This window comes from Aeromicrobium sp. 50.2.37 (assembly GCF_024655735.1).
Taxonomy (GTDB): domain Bacteria; phylum Actinomycetota; class Actinomycetes; order Propionibacteriales; family Nocardioidaceae; genus Aeromicrobium.
In genome coordinates, this window is the sequence record NZ_JANLGG010000009.1 from 1 (window position 1) to 14,298 (window position 14,298).

Here is a 14,298-nt window from a genome sequence, read left to right on the forward strand (position 1 = left end):
GGTGGTCGAGTGCCTTCACGAGCGCCAGCGAGGGGAGGTGTATCGAGACCACTCCAGGCGGCTGAGTGGCGGCTGGGCAGCACGAGTGCCCCGACCGATGGGTCGGGGTGGCGTGGTCACGCAGGTCAGGGTCGCCAGCGGGTGTTTCGTCGCCAGGTGTCGGAGCCGGGGAGCTTCCACTCGACGTGGCCGTCGTCGGCGATGCGACCTGACCAGTCTTGGTCGTGGGCTCGGTGGTGGTGGAAGGAGCAGAGGAGTGCGCCGTCTCTGATGTCGGTGCGTCCGGTGATGGAGTAGGGGTGCATGTGGTGCGCTTCGCACCATCGGGCGTCGCGGTCGCAGCCGGGGGCGGTGCAGCCCATGTCGCGCTTCTCCAGTGCACGCCGCGATGCGGCGTCGAAGTAGCGATTCGAGGTGCCGAAGTCGAGGGGAAGTGACTTCCCGTCGAGGACGAAGGGTGCGATCTTCGCGGTGCACGCCAGGCGTCGGGCTTCGCTTGCGCTGATCCGGGTTCCGTCCGACAGCCCGGCGGCCTTGAGGCCACCCATCAGGGTGTCCAGGTCGAGGTTCACGGTCACCACGGCGGACACGCCACCGTTGGTGGGGAGCTGGTCGGCCGGGAGGTGCTCGACCAAGGTGGCGAACGCGTGGCCGAGGCGCTGCGGGTAGGACTGCCCGAACCCCACCTCATCATGCTCACCCGTCGCCGCGTTCACGGTCCCGACCTTCTGGTGGGGCGCTGCCAACGCGTCGAGCGCGGTCTTGAGCATCGCGCCCTGGGCTTCGGGGAGGGTGAAGCGGCCGGTGACGGTGCCGTCGTTGTTGTCCCACATGGAGAACGACGTCTTCTTTCGGGCTTCCTCTTCGCGGCGACGGAGGATCTCGTCCTCGTCCGCGTCGACGTCGTGGGTGGTCTTCTTGTAGGCCTCGGTGATCCGCGCGCCCCGCAGGCGCAGGTCCTTCAACGTGAGTCGCTGTGCGTCTTTCAGGAGGGTCTCTTCGCACCGCTCGCGCTGTTCTGGGGTGACGTCGTCGGGCAGCTTCGCGAGAACACGAGAGATCAGGTCCGCCTGCTTGCTGCTGATCACGCCAGCGGCGAGCGCGTTCTCGATGAGGGTGGTCTGCGCCTCGATTCTCTCGGCAGTGCTCACCAGGGCGTCTGCGCCGCTGCGGTCTCCACCGAAGTCGATCGAGATGGTCGCACCGGTCGACGTTCCTGTCCCTGGGCGAGGGCCATCGCCATTCGCAGCGGCCTTGCGGGCCTTCTCCAGTACCCGTGCGGCGGCCATCTTGTGGGCCGACAGGCGCGCCTCGGCGCGACCGATCTCGGCGAGGAGCCGGCGGACCTCGGCGGGGTCGAGACCGTCCCACGCCGCCGTGGGGACCGTGTCGAGCAGGGCGTGGATGCCATGCACGCACGACGGCACCGGGTGGGTGTCGAGTGCGGCGACGCTCATGCTTCCTCCTGCTGATCTACCCTCATTTTAGAAGCAGGATCAGACAAGAAACAAGCACATGTTCGAATACGAGCAGAAGGTCCCATCGGTCCACAGACCTTCGGCCCCGCTCCGTGCGGGGCGGGGCCGAAGGGTGGTGGGCACGGCGCGGAGCTGGCTGCGCCTACGACTGCTCGGGCACCAGCCAGAGCACCCCGGCCGGGGGCAGCTGGACCTCGGCGGATGCCGCGAACCCGTGGTGCGGCACCATCTCGGCCTCGACGCTGCCGAGGTTGCCGACGCCGGAGCCGCCGTAGGACTCGGCGTCGGTGTTCAGCACCTCGCGCCACGTGCCGGGCAGGGGCAGGCCCACCCGGTAGTCGTGGTGGGGGCTGCCGGCGAAGTTGGCCAGGCAGGCCAGCTGCGAGCCGTCCGATCCGATGCGCAGGAAGCAGATCACGTTGCCCTGGGTGTCGGAGGCGTCGATCCACCGGAAGCCCTCGGGACGGGCGTCGGCGGTGAACAGCGCCGGGGTGTCGCGGTAGGTGATGTTGAGGTCGCTGACCAGCTCGAGCACGCCGGCGTGCAGCGGGTCCTCCAGTGCGTGCCAGTCGAGGCCACGCGACTCGGCCCACTCGCCCTCCTGGCCGAACTCCCCGCCCATGAACAGCATCTGCTTGCCGGGGTGCGCCCACATGAAGGCCAGCAGCGCGCGCACGCCGGCGGCCTTGTTCCAGGCGTCGCCGGGCATCCGGCCCCACAACGAGCCCTTGCCGTGCACGACCTCGTCGTGCGAGAGCGGCAGGACGAAGTTCTCGGTCCACGCGTAGTCGATCGCGAACGTCATCTCGCCGTGGTGGTACGAGCGGTGCACGGGATCCTGCCCCAGGTAGGACAGCGTGTCGTGCATCCAGCCCATGTTCCACTTGAAGCCGAAGCCGAGACCGCCGGCGTCGGTGGGCGCGCTGACGCCGGGCCACGCGGTGGACTCCTCGGCGATCATCATCACGCCGGGGTGGTGCTTGTAGACCGTGGCGTTGAGCTCCTGCAGCAGCTGCACGGCCTCGAGGTTCTCGCGGCCGCCGTGCTTGTTGGGCACCCACTCGCCGTCGTTGCGCGAGTAGTCCAGGTAGAGCATCGAGGCGACGGCGTCGACGCGCAGCCCGTCGAGGTGGAACTCCTCGAGCCAGTACAGCGCGTTCGCCACGAGGAAGTTGCGCACCTCGTTGCGGCCGAAGTCGAAGACGTACGTGCCCCAGTCGGGCTGCTCGCCGCGCCGCGGGTCGGGGTGCTCGTACAGCGGGGTGCCGTCGAAGCGGGCGAGGGCCCACTCGTCGCGCGGGAAGTGCGCGGGCACCCAGTCGACGATGACGCCGATGCCGCGCTGGTGGAGCTCGTCGACGAACCAGCGGAAGTCGTCGGGGGAGCCGAAGCGCGACGTGGGGGCGTAGTACGACGTGACCTGGTAACCCCACGAGCCGCCGAAGGGGTGCTCGGCCACGGGCATGAGCTCGACGTGGGTGAAGCCCATCTCGACGAGGTAGTCGCCGAGCTCGTCGGCCAGCTCGCGGTAGGACAACCCCGGTCGCCACGACCCGAGGTGCACCTCGTACACGCTCACGGGCGCCTCGAGCCACGCGGTCGCGTCGCGTCGGGCCACCCATGCGTCGTCGCGCCAGCGGTGCTGCGGCTCCACGACGACGGACGCCGTGGCCGGGGGCACCTCGGTGCCGAAGGCGAGCGGGTCGGCCTTCTCGTGCCAGGCGCCGTCGGGGCCCTGGAGCCGGAACTTGTAGCGCGCGCCGGCACCGACGTCCGGGACGTAGAGGTCCCACACGCCCGACCCGCCGAGGGCCCGCATGCCGTGAGCGCCGCCGTCCCAGCCGTTGAAGTCGCCGACCACCTGCACGGCCTGGGCATTCGGCGCCCAGACCGCGAACGACGTCCCGTCCACGGGACCGGACGGACCCTCGTGGGTGCGCACGTGCGCTCCGAGGACCTCCCAGAGCCGTTCGTGGCGACCCTCGGCCACCAGGTGCAGGTCGAGGTCGCCCACCGCGGGGGGCCAGCTCGTCGTGGGCTCGCTCATGTCACTCACCCTCACGCAGGATCCGGGCGATCGACCCCAGCGGGACGCTCGACCAGTCGGGTCGGTTGGCGTGCTCGTAGGACACCTCGTAGACGGCCTTGTCGAGCTCGAGGCCACGCAGCAGGTCGGCGTCGTCGCGCGGGTCGCGGCCGGCCGCCTTCGCGTAGCCGTCGCAGAACGCCGTCCGGTTGTGGCGCGCCCAGGCCGCGGCCCGCGCGGTCTGCTCCTCGTCGGCGGGCTGGCCCACGAGCAGCTGCTGGGCAGCGTAGTCGAACGAGCGCAGCATGCCGGCGACGTCGCGCAGGGGCGAGCGCAGCGCCGACCGCTCGGCCAGGCTCGAGGCGGGCTCGCCCTCGAAGTCGAGCAGCAGCCAGCCGTGGACGGTGCGGAGCACCTGGCCGAGGTGCAGGTCGCCGTGCACGGGCTGGAGCGGCAGGGTCAGCTCGATCCCGTGCAGCCGGTGGAACGCCTCGCGGATCCCGTCGACGTAGGGAGCGAGGTCGTCGACGTCGGCCGCGACCCGGTCGAGTCGTGCTTCCATGGCCGCCACGGTGCGCTCGAGGTCGTCGTCGGCCGCCGGCTCGGTGCCCAGGGCACGGGCGAGGTCGGCGTGCACGTCGGCCACGGCCCGGCCCAGCCGGTACGCCTCTCCGGCGAAGTCGCCGCCCAGGTCGCCGGGCGGCAGGCCGGAGTCGTCGGCCATGAAGTCGCGGACGCTCGTGGTGGCCATGACCCAGCCGTCGGCGGCGTCGGGCAGGAACCGTTGCAGCATCCCGTAGCTGACCTCGTCGTCGCCGATCCGTCCGCTGATCGCACCGAGCGGCTCGGCCACGTGCGCCGACCCCACCTGCCGCAGCGCGCGGTGCAGGACGAGGTCCTTGTTGACGCCAGGGGTGAGCTTGCGGAACAGCTTCAGGATGTACTGGCCGCCGTAGACGAGCGACGTGTTGCTCTGCTCCGACGAGATGGGGTGCGCGCGCAGGCCGGTGGTCAGCTCCACCCCGGGCTCGGGGTCGAAGCGCAGGTCACCGACGCGCTCGCCCGCGGCGATGTGGTCCAGCAGCACGCCCGTGAGGTCGGCGTCGCCGCTGGCCTCGTACCAGACGGGACCGTCGCCCGCGGGGATCGCGGCAGCCGCCGGGACGTCGGGCAGTCCGTCGCTGCGGCGACCGAGGAGCAGCTGGTAGGCCTCGGTGCGGTCGCCCTGCTGCACCTCCACCACGAGGTGCACGAGAAGGGGCTCACCGGGCAGGACCACGGTCCAGTCGACGGTGCGGGTGCCGGTGACGGGTCGGTCCTTGCCACCGAACCACCGCTGCGCGGGAAGCCAGTCGGGCAGGGCCGCCACCACGCGGTCGACGTCGGCGGCCCCGACCTCGTGGGCCTGGTCGGGAGTGCTCGTGGGATCGCTCATGTCATGCTCCTTCGTTCGCCCTCGTCGCCGAGCTCGGACAGCTGGAACCAGTAGAAGCCGTGGCCCGGCAGGGTGAGCAGGTACGGCAGCTCGCCGACCCGGGGGAAGCGGACGCTGCCGGTCAGCTCGACGGGGGTGCACCCCTCGTGCTCGCCGAGCTCGAGCTCGACGGGCTGGGGGAAGCGGGACAGGTTGTTGACGCACAGCACGACGTCGCGTTCCCCGTCGGGACGGGTCCACACGCGCTGGTAGGCGAGCACGCTCGGGTTGGAGCCGCCCAGGTCGGTGAAGTCGCCCTCGGCGAACGCGAGGTGCTGCTTGCGCACCTCGATCATGCGTCGGGTCCACGACAGCAGCGAGGCGCTGTTGCCCATCTGCGCCTCGACGTTGACCGCCTCGTAGCCGTACGTCGGGTCCATGATCGGCGGCAGGTACACGCGGCCGGGGTCGGACCGCGAGAAGCCGGCGTTGCGGTCGGGGGACCACTGCATGGGCGTGCGGACGGCGTCGCGGTCGCCGAGCCAGATGTTGTCGCCCATGCCGATCTCGTCGCCGTAGTAGAGGACGGGTGAGCCGGGCAGGCTCAGCAGCATGGCGGTGAACAGCTCCAGCTGGTTGCGGTCGTTCTCCAGCAACGGCGCGAGCCGGCGGCGGATGCCGATGTTGGCCTTCATGCGGGGGTCGCGCGCGTACTCGCGGTACATGTAGTCGCGCTCGTCGTCGGTGACCATCTCGAGCGTCAGCTCGTCGTGGTTGCGCAGGAAGATGCCCCACTGCGTGCCCGAGGGGATCGGCGGCGTCTGCGCCAGGATCTCCGAGATCGGGAAGCGCGACTCGCGCCGCACCGCCATGAAGATGCGCGGCATGAGCGGGAAGTGGAAGGCCATGTGGCACTCGTCGCCGCCGACCGCGGGGTCGCCGAAGTACTCGACGACGTCGGACGGCCACTGGTTGGCCTCGGCCAGCAGCACCCGACCGGGGTACTCGCGGTCGATCGTCGCGCGCACCTCCCGGAGGTACTCGTGCGTGCGCGGCAGGTTCTCGCTGCTCGTGCCCTCCTCCTCGAACAGGTAGGGCACCGCGTCGAGGCGGAAGCCGTCGATGCCGAGGTCGAGCCAGAACCGCAGGACGTCGAGCATGGCCTCGCGGACGTCGGGGTTCTCGAAGTTCAGGTCGGGCTGGTGGCTGAAGAAGCGGTGCCAGAAGAACTGGCCGCGCACCGGGTCGTACGTCCAGTTCGACGTCTCGGTGTCGACGAAGATGATCCGCGCGTCGCTGTACTCGGTGCCGGTGTCGCTCCACACGTAGAAGTCGCCGTACGGACCGTCGGGGTCCTGCCGCGACGCCTGGAACCACGGGTGCGCGTCGGACGTGTGGTTGAGGACGAGGTCGGTGATGACGCGGATCCCGCGCCGGTGGGCCTCCTCGAGCAGGTGCACGAAGTCGTCGACGGTGCCGAACTCCGGGAGCACGGCGCGGAAGTCGCTGATGTCGTAGCCGCCGTCGCGCAGGGGGGAGGCGTAGAACGGGGGCAGCCACAGGCAGTCGACGCCCAGCCACTCGATGTAGTCGAGCTTGTCGGCCAGGCCGCGCAGGTCGCCCGTGCCGTCGCCGTTGGAGTCGTTGAACGCCCGGACCAGCACCTCGTAGAAGACGGCGCGCTTGAACCAGTCGGGGTCGGCGGGCACCTGCTCGGCGTGCTCGAAGTCCTCCGAGCTCGGCTCGGTCATGGTCCCGTCGGCCTCGACGCTCTCGCCGGTGTGGGGGGTCTGCTCGAGGCCGTCGAGGGCCGAGTCCACGGAGAGTCCGTCGGGTGCGGTGTCCTGGCGGGTGGGGTCGTCGGTCATGCGATCACCTCGGTGGGATCAGGGGGAAGGGGTGTCATCGGGCGGCGACGTGCACGACGTGTGCGCACGTGCGCGCGGGGTCGAGGCGCACGTAGTTGGCCGCGCCCCAGTCGTAGGTCTCGCCGGTCACCTCGTCGTGGGCGACGAGACGCGCGTCGTGGTCGAACCCGAGCTCGTGCAGGTCGAGGAACAGGGTGCCCTCGCGCGCCTCGTGCGGGTCGAGCGAGAGCACGACGACGACGGTGTCGCCCGTGGCCGGGTCCTGCTTGGACCAGGCGAGCAGCGCGTCGTGGTCGACGTGGTGGAAGTGCAGCGTGCGCATCTGCTGCAGCGCCGGGTGAGCGCGGCGGATCTCGTTGAGCCGGGTCAGCCACGGCTCGAGGGAGCGGCCCTCGGCCAGGGCCCCGGCGAAGTCGCGCGGGCGCAGCTGGAACTTCTCGGAGTCGAGGTACTCCTCGGCGCCGGGTCGCAGCACCGCGGACTCGAACAGCTCGTAGCCGGCGTACACGCCCCACGTGGGGGCCAGCGTCGCCGCGAGGGCGGCCCGCAGGGCGAACATGCCCGGCCCGCCCACCTGCAGGTGCGCGGGGAGGATGTCGGGCGTGTTCACGAAGAGGTTGGCGCGCCCTTCGTCCCAGTGCTCGCGCAGGTCCTCGCCGAACTCGGTGATCTCCTGCTTGGTCGTGCGCCAGGTGAAGTACGTGTAGCTCTGCGTGAACCCGAGCCGGGCCAGGCCCCACAGCCGCGCGGGGCGGGTGAAGGCCTCGGCGAGGAACAGCACGTCGGGGTGGTCGGCCTTGACCGATGCGATCAGCCACGCCCAGAAGTCCGGCGGCTTGGTGTGCGGGTTGTCGACGCGGAAGATGCGCACGCCCCGCTCGACCCAGTGCAGGGTGACGCGCAGCATCTCGGCGTAGATCGCGTTGCGGTCGAGGTCGAAGTTGAGCGGGTAGATGTCCTGGTACTTCTTGGGCGGGTTCTCGGCGTAGGCGATCGTGCCGTCGGGCAGCGTCGTGAAGAACTCGGGGTGCTCGGCCACCCAGGGGTGGTCGGGCGCGGCCTGCAGGGCGAGGTCGAGCGCGACCTCCAGGTCCAGCTCGCGGGCGCGCTCCACGAACGCCGCGAAGTCCTCCTCGGTGCCCAGCGCGGGGTGGATCGCGTCGTGACCGCCCTCGGCCGCGCCGATGGCCCACGGCGAGCCGACGTCGTCGGGGCCGGGGGTGAGGGTGTTGTTGGGCCCCTTGCGGTTGTCGCGGCCGATCGGGTGGATCGGCGGCAGGTAGACCACGTCGAACTTCATCGCGGCGACGCGGTCGAGCTCCTTCGTGGCCGTGGCGAACGTGCCGTGCACGGGGGCGCCCTGGGCGTCGACCCCGCCGGTGGAGCGGGGGAAGAACTCGTACCAGGAGCCGAAGGCGGCTCGCTGCCGGTCGACCCAGACGCGACGCTCGGGCCCCTGGGTGACGAGCTCGCGGACGGGGTGCTCCTGCATCGTGGAGCGGACGGCCTCGCCGAGCGCCGGGCCCACGCGCGCGCCGAGCGGCAGCGAGTCGTCGCGCAGGGCCGAGGCCGCACCCAGGAGGGTCGCGCGCTCGGCACGTCGCTCCTTGCGGTCGGCGACCTGCTCGAGCAGCCGAGCGGCCAGCTCGAGGTCGTTGGCGAGCTCGGCGGGGGTCTGCCCGGCGGCCAGCTTGGCGTCGAGGGCGTGGGCGGTGGTGGCCCACGGGTCGCTCCACGCGTCGACGCGGAACGTCCACAGGCCCTCCGCGTCGGGCACGATGGTCGCCGCGAACAGGTCGAGCCCCGAGCCCTGCTCCTGCATGCGCACGGTGCGCTCGCGCCGGTCTCCCGGACCGCGCCAGGCGACGGTGGCTCCCACGGCGTCGTGGCCCTCGCGCCAGACCGTGGCCTGCACGGGCACGTGCTCGCCCACCACCGCCTTGGAGGGGTAGGTGCCGTCGCCCGAGAGCGGCCGCACGTCGTCGATGCCGAGCCGGTCCGTCATGCGAGTCGCTCCCGTCGGTCGCTGCGTTCGGTGTCCCTTCGAACGTAGCGGGGATCGCCTGCGGCCGCGATCCGCATGGGCCGGTGCGGAGGGCACGTCCTCGATGATCGAGTGCCTGCACGAGCGCCAACGAGGGGCGGGGTGGAGCCGTTGCACGAGGGGCGTAGCCGCAACGGAGCGAGATCACTGGTGGTGATTCATCGGGAGCCGCTGGGAGCGATCTCGATACGCCGTCGCCTGCTCGTTCCTCGCGGCGGCGGCTACTCGATCGGCGGTGGCGGCGGCTGCTCGATCGGCGGTCGTGATTTGCCGGTCAGTCGTGCCGGGGAGCCTTGAGCAGCAGCAGGGAACGGGGCGCCAGCGTGAGGCTGCTGCCCGCCGGGAGCGCCTCGGTGGAGGCCGGGCTGCCGTCGGCCGACGTCGTGTCGAGCGTCGGCTCGAAGGTGGCACCGAACTCCGGGCCCGGGAGCACGACCTCGAGCGGCTCGGCGCCGGCGTGCAGCAGCAGGAGCCACGAGTGGTCGGTGAGCAGCTCGCCCTCGCGGGTGCGGGACTGGCTGTTCGACCCGTCGATCCACATGCCGAGCGTGCGGCGCTCCGGGTCCTGCCAGTCCGGCTCGGTCATCTCCTGGCCGTCGGGGCGCAGCCAGATCAGGTCGGGCCGGCCGGTGGGCGTGGTGCGGCCGTCGAAGAACTCGGCCTGGCGCAGGGCAGGGCTCTTCGCGCGCAGGTGCACGACCCGACGGGCGAACGCCAGCATCGCGTCGCTCTCGGGGGTGACGGTCCAGTCGACCCACGACGTCGGGTCGTCGAGGCAGTAGGCGTTGTTGTTGCCGCCCTGGGTGCGCCAGCGCTCGTCGCCGGCCACGAACATGGGCGTGCCGGTCGACAGCAGCAGCGTCGCCAGCAGGTTCCGGGCCTGGCGGGCACGCAGGGCCGTGATCTCCGGATCGTCGGTCCCGCCCTCCACGCCGTGGTTCCAGGAGCGGTTGTCGTCGGTGCCGTCGCGGTTGTCCTCGCCGTTGGCCTCGTTGTGCTTGTGGTCGTAGGAGACCAGGTCGCGGAGGGTGAAGCCGTCGTGCGCGGTGACGAAGTTGATCGACTGCCAGGGGCGGCGCAGCGTGTGGTCGTAGAGGTCCGACGAGCCGGACAGCCGGTAGGCCAGGTCGTCGACGCCGCCGGCGCCGCCGCGCCAGAAGTCGCGGACCGTGTCGCGGTAGATGCCGTTCCACTCCGCCCACTGGGCGCCGAACGCACCCACGCGGTAGCCCTCGCCCGTGGCGTCCCACGGCTCGGCGACCAGCTTGCAGCGCGACAGCACGGGGTCGGTGGTGATCGCGGTCAACAGGGTGCTGTCGCGGTCGAAGGCGCCGCCACCGGGACGGCCCATCGTGGAGGCGAGGTCGAAGCGGAAGCCGTCGACGCCGAGCTCGGTCGTCCAGTACCGCAGCGAGTCCGTCACGAGGCGCACGACCTCGGGGGAGCCGGCGTCGAGCGTGTTGCCGCAGCCGGTGATGTCGGCCATGTTCCCGTCGTCGTCGTGCAGGTAGTAGGCCGGTGCCTCCAGCCCGCGGAGGCTGAGGGTCGGACCGTCGGGGCCGCCCTCGCAGGTGTGGTTGTAGACGACGTCGACGAGGACCTCGATGCCGGCGGCGTGCAGTGCCGCGACCATGGTGCGGAACTCCTCGACCTCGCGGCCGGGCTCGCTCGCGTAGCCGGGGTGCGGTGCGAAGTAGCCGAGCGGGGAGTACCCCCAGTAGTTGTGCCGGCCGGCGGCCACGAGCGAGGGCTCGTCGGTGAAGGCCTGCACCGGCAGCAGCTCGACGGCGGTGATGCCGAGCCGCAGGAGGTGCTCGACGACGGCCGGGTGCGCCAGGCCGAGGTAGGTGCCGCGCAGGTGCTCGGGCACGGCGGGGTGCTGCTGCGTGAACCCCTTGACGTGCAGCTCGAGCACCACGGTCTCCTCGAACGGGACCTCCGGCTTCGTGCCCGTGTCGGGTCCGCCGGGACTCGTGACGACGGCCAGCGGCACGTGGCCCAGGGAGTCGACGGTCGACGGTGCGGGGCCGTCGGGGCCGTCGGGACCGTCGGCGTAGCCCTGAGCGGCCGCCATGTCGGTGAGCGCCCCGCGGACGCGTCGGGCGTAGGGGTCGAGCAGGATCTTGTGGGGGTTGCAGCGCATCCCGGTCTTCGGCTCGTAGGGACCGTGGATGCGGTAGCCGTAGGTCTGGCCGGGCAGCACGCCCTGGACGAGTCCGTGCCAGACGCCGAAGGTCCGCTCGGTCAGCTCGACGCGGCGCTCGGTGCCGTCCTCGTCGACGAGGCACAGCTCGACCCGCTCGGCCACGCTGCTGGCGACCGCGAACCTGACGCCGCCGGCCTCCGGGTGCGCGCCCAGCGGGAACGGTCGTCCGGCGAGCACGGGCAGGTCGTGCAGGGTCGGCGCGGTCATGCCCACAGTCTCGCAGGCCCCGGGCCCCCACCCGACCGCTTCGCCCACCGGTCCTGGCCGTCGGACGTGGGTGTCGCACCGAACCGGGTGTCGACGGGCGCGTCACCGACCGCCGCCCCTCAGTCGGGGTTGCGGCCGAACGTCAGCTGTACGGACCCGAGAAGGGCGCGGGGGCGTCGGGGTCGTCGACGTCGCCCTCCACGCCCGGGTCCTGCTTCTTGTGCTTCTGGTCGTCCGCCCAGTCCTTCTCGTCGCGCGGGTCCTCGCTCGGCATGTCGCTCATGGGCCCAGTGTGCGACGGGTCAGGCCGGGTCGCCCGTCGACCAGACGACGTCGCTGCCCCGCCGGACCTCCGCGTGCCCGGCGCGCAGGTCGACGTCGACCACGAAGGGCCCACGGTGCATGAGCACGTGACGGTCGTCGTCGGACATCTCGACGACGAGGTCGGCCAGGGACGGGTCGCGCAGCTCGGGGTGCTCGCGCCGCAGGGCGACGAGCGAGCGGTAGGTCTCCAGCACGGCCGCGTGGGCGGGATCGTCGAGCTCGTCCCAGCGCAGCGTCGAGCGCTCGACGGTGGCGTGGTCCATCGGGTCGGGCACCTCGGACTCCCCCCAGCCGTGTCGACCGAACTCGCGCCGACGCCCGGTGCGCACCGCGTCGGCCAGCTCGGGGTCGGGGAAGGAGGCGAAGAACTGCCAGGGGGTGCTCGCGGCCCACTCCTCGCCCATGAACAGCATGGGCGTGAACGGACCGAGCAGCACGAGGGCGGCCCCGCAGGCCAGCAGGTCCGCCGACACCGTGGCCGAGATGCGGTCGCCGGTGGCGCGGTTGCCCACCTGGTCGTGGTCCTGCAGGTACGTCACGAAGGCGGATCCGGGCACCGTCTCGACGTCGACGGGTCGGCCGTGGCTGCGCCCCCGGAACGACGACCACGTGCCGTCGTGGAAGAAGGCGCCGCGCAGCACCTTGGCCAGCGCGCCGGGCGTGGCGAAGTCGGCGTAGTAGCCGTCGGTCTCACCGGTCAGCGCCACGTGCAGCGCGTGGTGGACGTCGTCGCACCACTGCGCGTCCATGCCGAGGCCGCCGTGCTCGCGGGGGGTGACCATGCGCGGGTCGTTGAGGTCGGACTCGGCCACCAGCGAGAGCGGTCGGCCCAGCGCCCCCGACATGCGTGCCGTCTCGGCGGAGAGCTCCTCCAGGATCGGCAGGGCTCGCGTGTCGGCCAGGGCGTGCACGGCGTCGAGGCGCAGACCGTCCACGTGGAAGTGCTCGAACCACGTCATCGCGTTGTCGAGGACGTAGCGACGGACCTCGTCGGACCCCTCGCCGTCGAGGTTGAGGCCCGGCCCCCAGTCGTTCTGGCCGGCGAAGTACGGGCCGAAGCGGTCGAGGTAGGCGCCGGACGGGCCGAGGTGGTTGTAGACGACGTCGAGCACCACGCCGAGGCCGCGCGCGTGGCAGGCGTCGACGAACCGCTTGAAGCCGTCGGGTCCGCCGTAGGGCTCGTGCACGGCACCCCACAGGACGCCGTCGTAGCCCCAGCCGTGCGGGCCGTCGAAGCTGTTGACCGGCAGCACCTCGACGAGGTCGATGCCCAGGTCGACGAGGTGGTCGAGCCGCTCGATCGCCGCGTCGAAGGTGCGCTCCGGCGTGAAGGTGCCGATGTGCAGCTCGTAGAGCACCGAGCCCTCGAGCGCCCGGCCCGACCAGTCGTCGTCGGTCCAGTCGAAGGCGTCGTGGTCGTACGCCCGCGACGCCGCGTGGACGCCGTCGGGCTGCCAGGACGAGCGAGGGTCGGGCAGCGGCGTCTCGTCGTCACCCAGCAGGAAGGCGTAGTCGGACCCGGCGGCCACCTCGGCGTCGAGCCACCACCAGCCGGACCGGGGTTCGCCCGGCTCCCACGCCTCCATCGGGTGGTCGACGCCGTCGACCCGCACCCGGACCCGCTCGTGGTGGGGTGCCCAGACGGTGACGGCCACCGTCAGACCACCCGGGTGGGCGGGGACTTCGTCTCGCTGGGGTCGGTGGTGGGGATGCTGCCCAGTGCCTCGTCGACCTTCGCGAGGACGTCGGCGTCGAGGGTGACACCGCTGGCGGCCGCGTTGGACTCCACCTGCTCGGGGCGGGAGGCACCCACGATGGCGCCGGCGACGTTGTCGTTCGCGAGCACCCAGGCGACGGCCAGCTGGGCCATGGTGATCCCGAGGTCGTCGGCGATCGGGCGCAGCTGCTGCACGGCGGTGAGCACCTCGTCGTCGAGGAAGCGCTTGATCATGTCGGCGCCGCCCTTCTCGTCCGTGGCGCGGCTGCCCTCGGGCGGCGCGGCACCGGGCTCGTACTTGCCCGACAGCACGCCCTGCGCGATGGGCGACCAGACGATCTGCGAGAGGCCGAGCTCGCGGCTGGTGGGCACGACCTCGCCCTCGATGACGCGCCACAGCATCGAGTACTGGGGCTGGTTGGAGACGAGCCGGAAGCCGAGGTCCTGCGCGAGCTCCTGGCCGGCGCGGATCTGGTCGGCGGTCCACTCGCTGACGCCGATGTAGTGCGCCTTGCCCGCGCGGACGACGTCGGCGAACGCCTGCATCGTCTCCTCGAGCGGCGTCTCGTGGTCGTAGCGGTGCGCCTGGTAGAGGTCGACGTAGTCGGTCTGCAGACGCTGCAGCGAGCCGTCGATGGACTCCATGATGTGCTTGCGCGACAGGCCGGTGTCGTTCGGTCCGCCGGGGCCGGTGGGCCAGTAGACCTTCGTGAGGATCTCCAGCGACGCGCGACGCTCGCCCTTCAGCGCCTCGCCGAGCACCGACTCGGCCTTGCCGTTGGCGTAGACGTCGGCCGTGTCGAACGTCGTGATGCCGGCGTCGAGCGCCGCGCGCACGCACGCCGTGGCGGCGTCGTTCTCGACCTGGGACCCGTGGGTCAGCCAGTTGCCGTAGATGATCTCGCTGACCTTGAGGCCGCTGTCTCCGAGGTACCTGAACTCCATGTCTCGAGCCTAGGGGCGCGGTGGCTGGGCGCGACTCGACCCGACGCCCACTTCTCCGCTGGTCGAGTA

Annotated in this window: 9 protein-coding genes; all 9 read right to left on the minus strand. The window is 71.6% G+C overall.

Features of this window, described 5'->3' with window-relative positions; genetic code table 11:
* Window positions 1–125: 125 nt before the first annotated feature.
* The gene (locus NUV38_RS06450) at window positions 126–1,457 is read right to left on the minus strand and encodes an HNH endonuclease signature motif containing protein (protein ID WP_257728332.1); all 1,332 of its coding nucleotides are present in this window, start codon (window positions 1,455–1,457) and stop codon (window positions 126–128) included.
* A 163-nt stretch (window positions 1,458–1,620) separates the two neighbouring features.
* On the minus strand, window positions 1,621–3,525 hold the full coding sequence (gene glgB / locus NUV38_RS06455) for a 1,4-alpha-glucan branching protein GlgB (protein WP_257728333.1): 1,905 nt from the start codon (window positions 3,523–3,525) through the stop codon (window positions 1,621–1,623).
* Between the two features lies 1 nt (window position 3,526).
* Entirely contained in the window at window positions 3,527–4,939 is a 1,413-nt protein-coding gene (locus NUV38_RS06460; RefSeq protein ID WP_257728334.1) for an aminoglycoside phosphotransferase, read from the minus strand.
* Window positions 4,936–6,669, minus strand: coding sequence for a maltose alpha-D-glucosyltransferase (treS, locus tag NUV38_RS06465; RefSeq protein WP_257728419.1), 1,734 nt, complete (start codon window positions 6,667–6,669; stop codon window positions 4,936–4,938). Before treS ends, NUV38_RS06460 begins: the two co-directional genes overlap by 4 nt.
* 151 nt (window positions 6,670–6,820) lie before the next feature.
* The gene (locus NUV38_RS06470) at window positions 6,821–8,791 is read right to left on the minus strand and encodes a maltotransferase domain-containing protein (protein WP_257728335.1); all 1,971 of its coding nucleotides are present in this window, start codon (window positions 8,789–8,791) and stop codon (window positions 6,821–6,823) included.
* A gap of 313 nt (window positions 8,792–9,104) precedes the next feature.
* Complete coding sequence (gene glgX / locus NUV38_RS06475; protein WP_257728336.1) at window positions 9,105–11,243, minus strand: glycogen debranching protein GlgX; 2,139 nt, start codon at window positions 11,241–11,243, stop codon at window positions 9,105–9,107.
* Window positions 11,244–11,385: 142 nt separating this feature from the next.
* On the minus strand, window positions 11,386–11,526 hold the full coding sequence (locus tag NUV38_RS06480) for a hypothetical protein (protein WP_257728337.1): 141 nt from the start codon (window positions 11,524–11,526) through the stop codon (window positions 11,386–11,388).
* A 19-nt stretch (window positions 11,527–11,545) separates the two neighbouring features.
* Complete coding sequence (treZ, locus tag NUV38_RS06485) at window positions 11,546–13,222, minus strand: malto-oligosyltrehalose trehalohydrolase (protein ID WP_257728338.1); 1,677 nt, start codon at window positions 13,220–13,222, stop codon at window positions 11,546–11,548.
* A gap of 2 nt (window positions 13,223–13,224) precedes the next feature.
* On the minus strand, window positions 13,225–14,229 hold the full coding sequence (locus NUV38_RS06490) for an aldo/keto reductase family protein (protein ID WP_257728339.1): 1,005 nt from the start codon (window positions 14,227–14,229) through the stop codon (window positions 13,225–13,227).
* Window positions 14,230–14,298 lie beyond the last annotated feature (69 nt).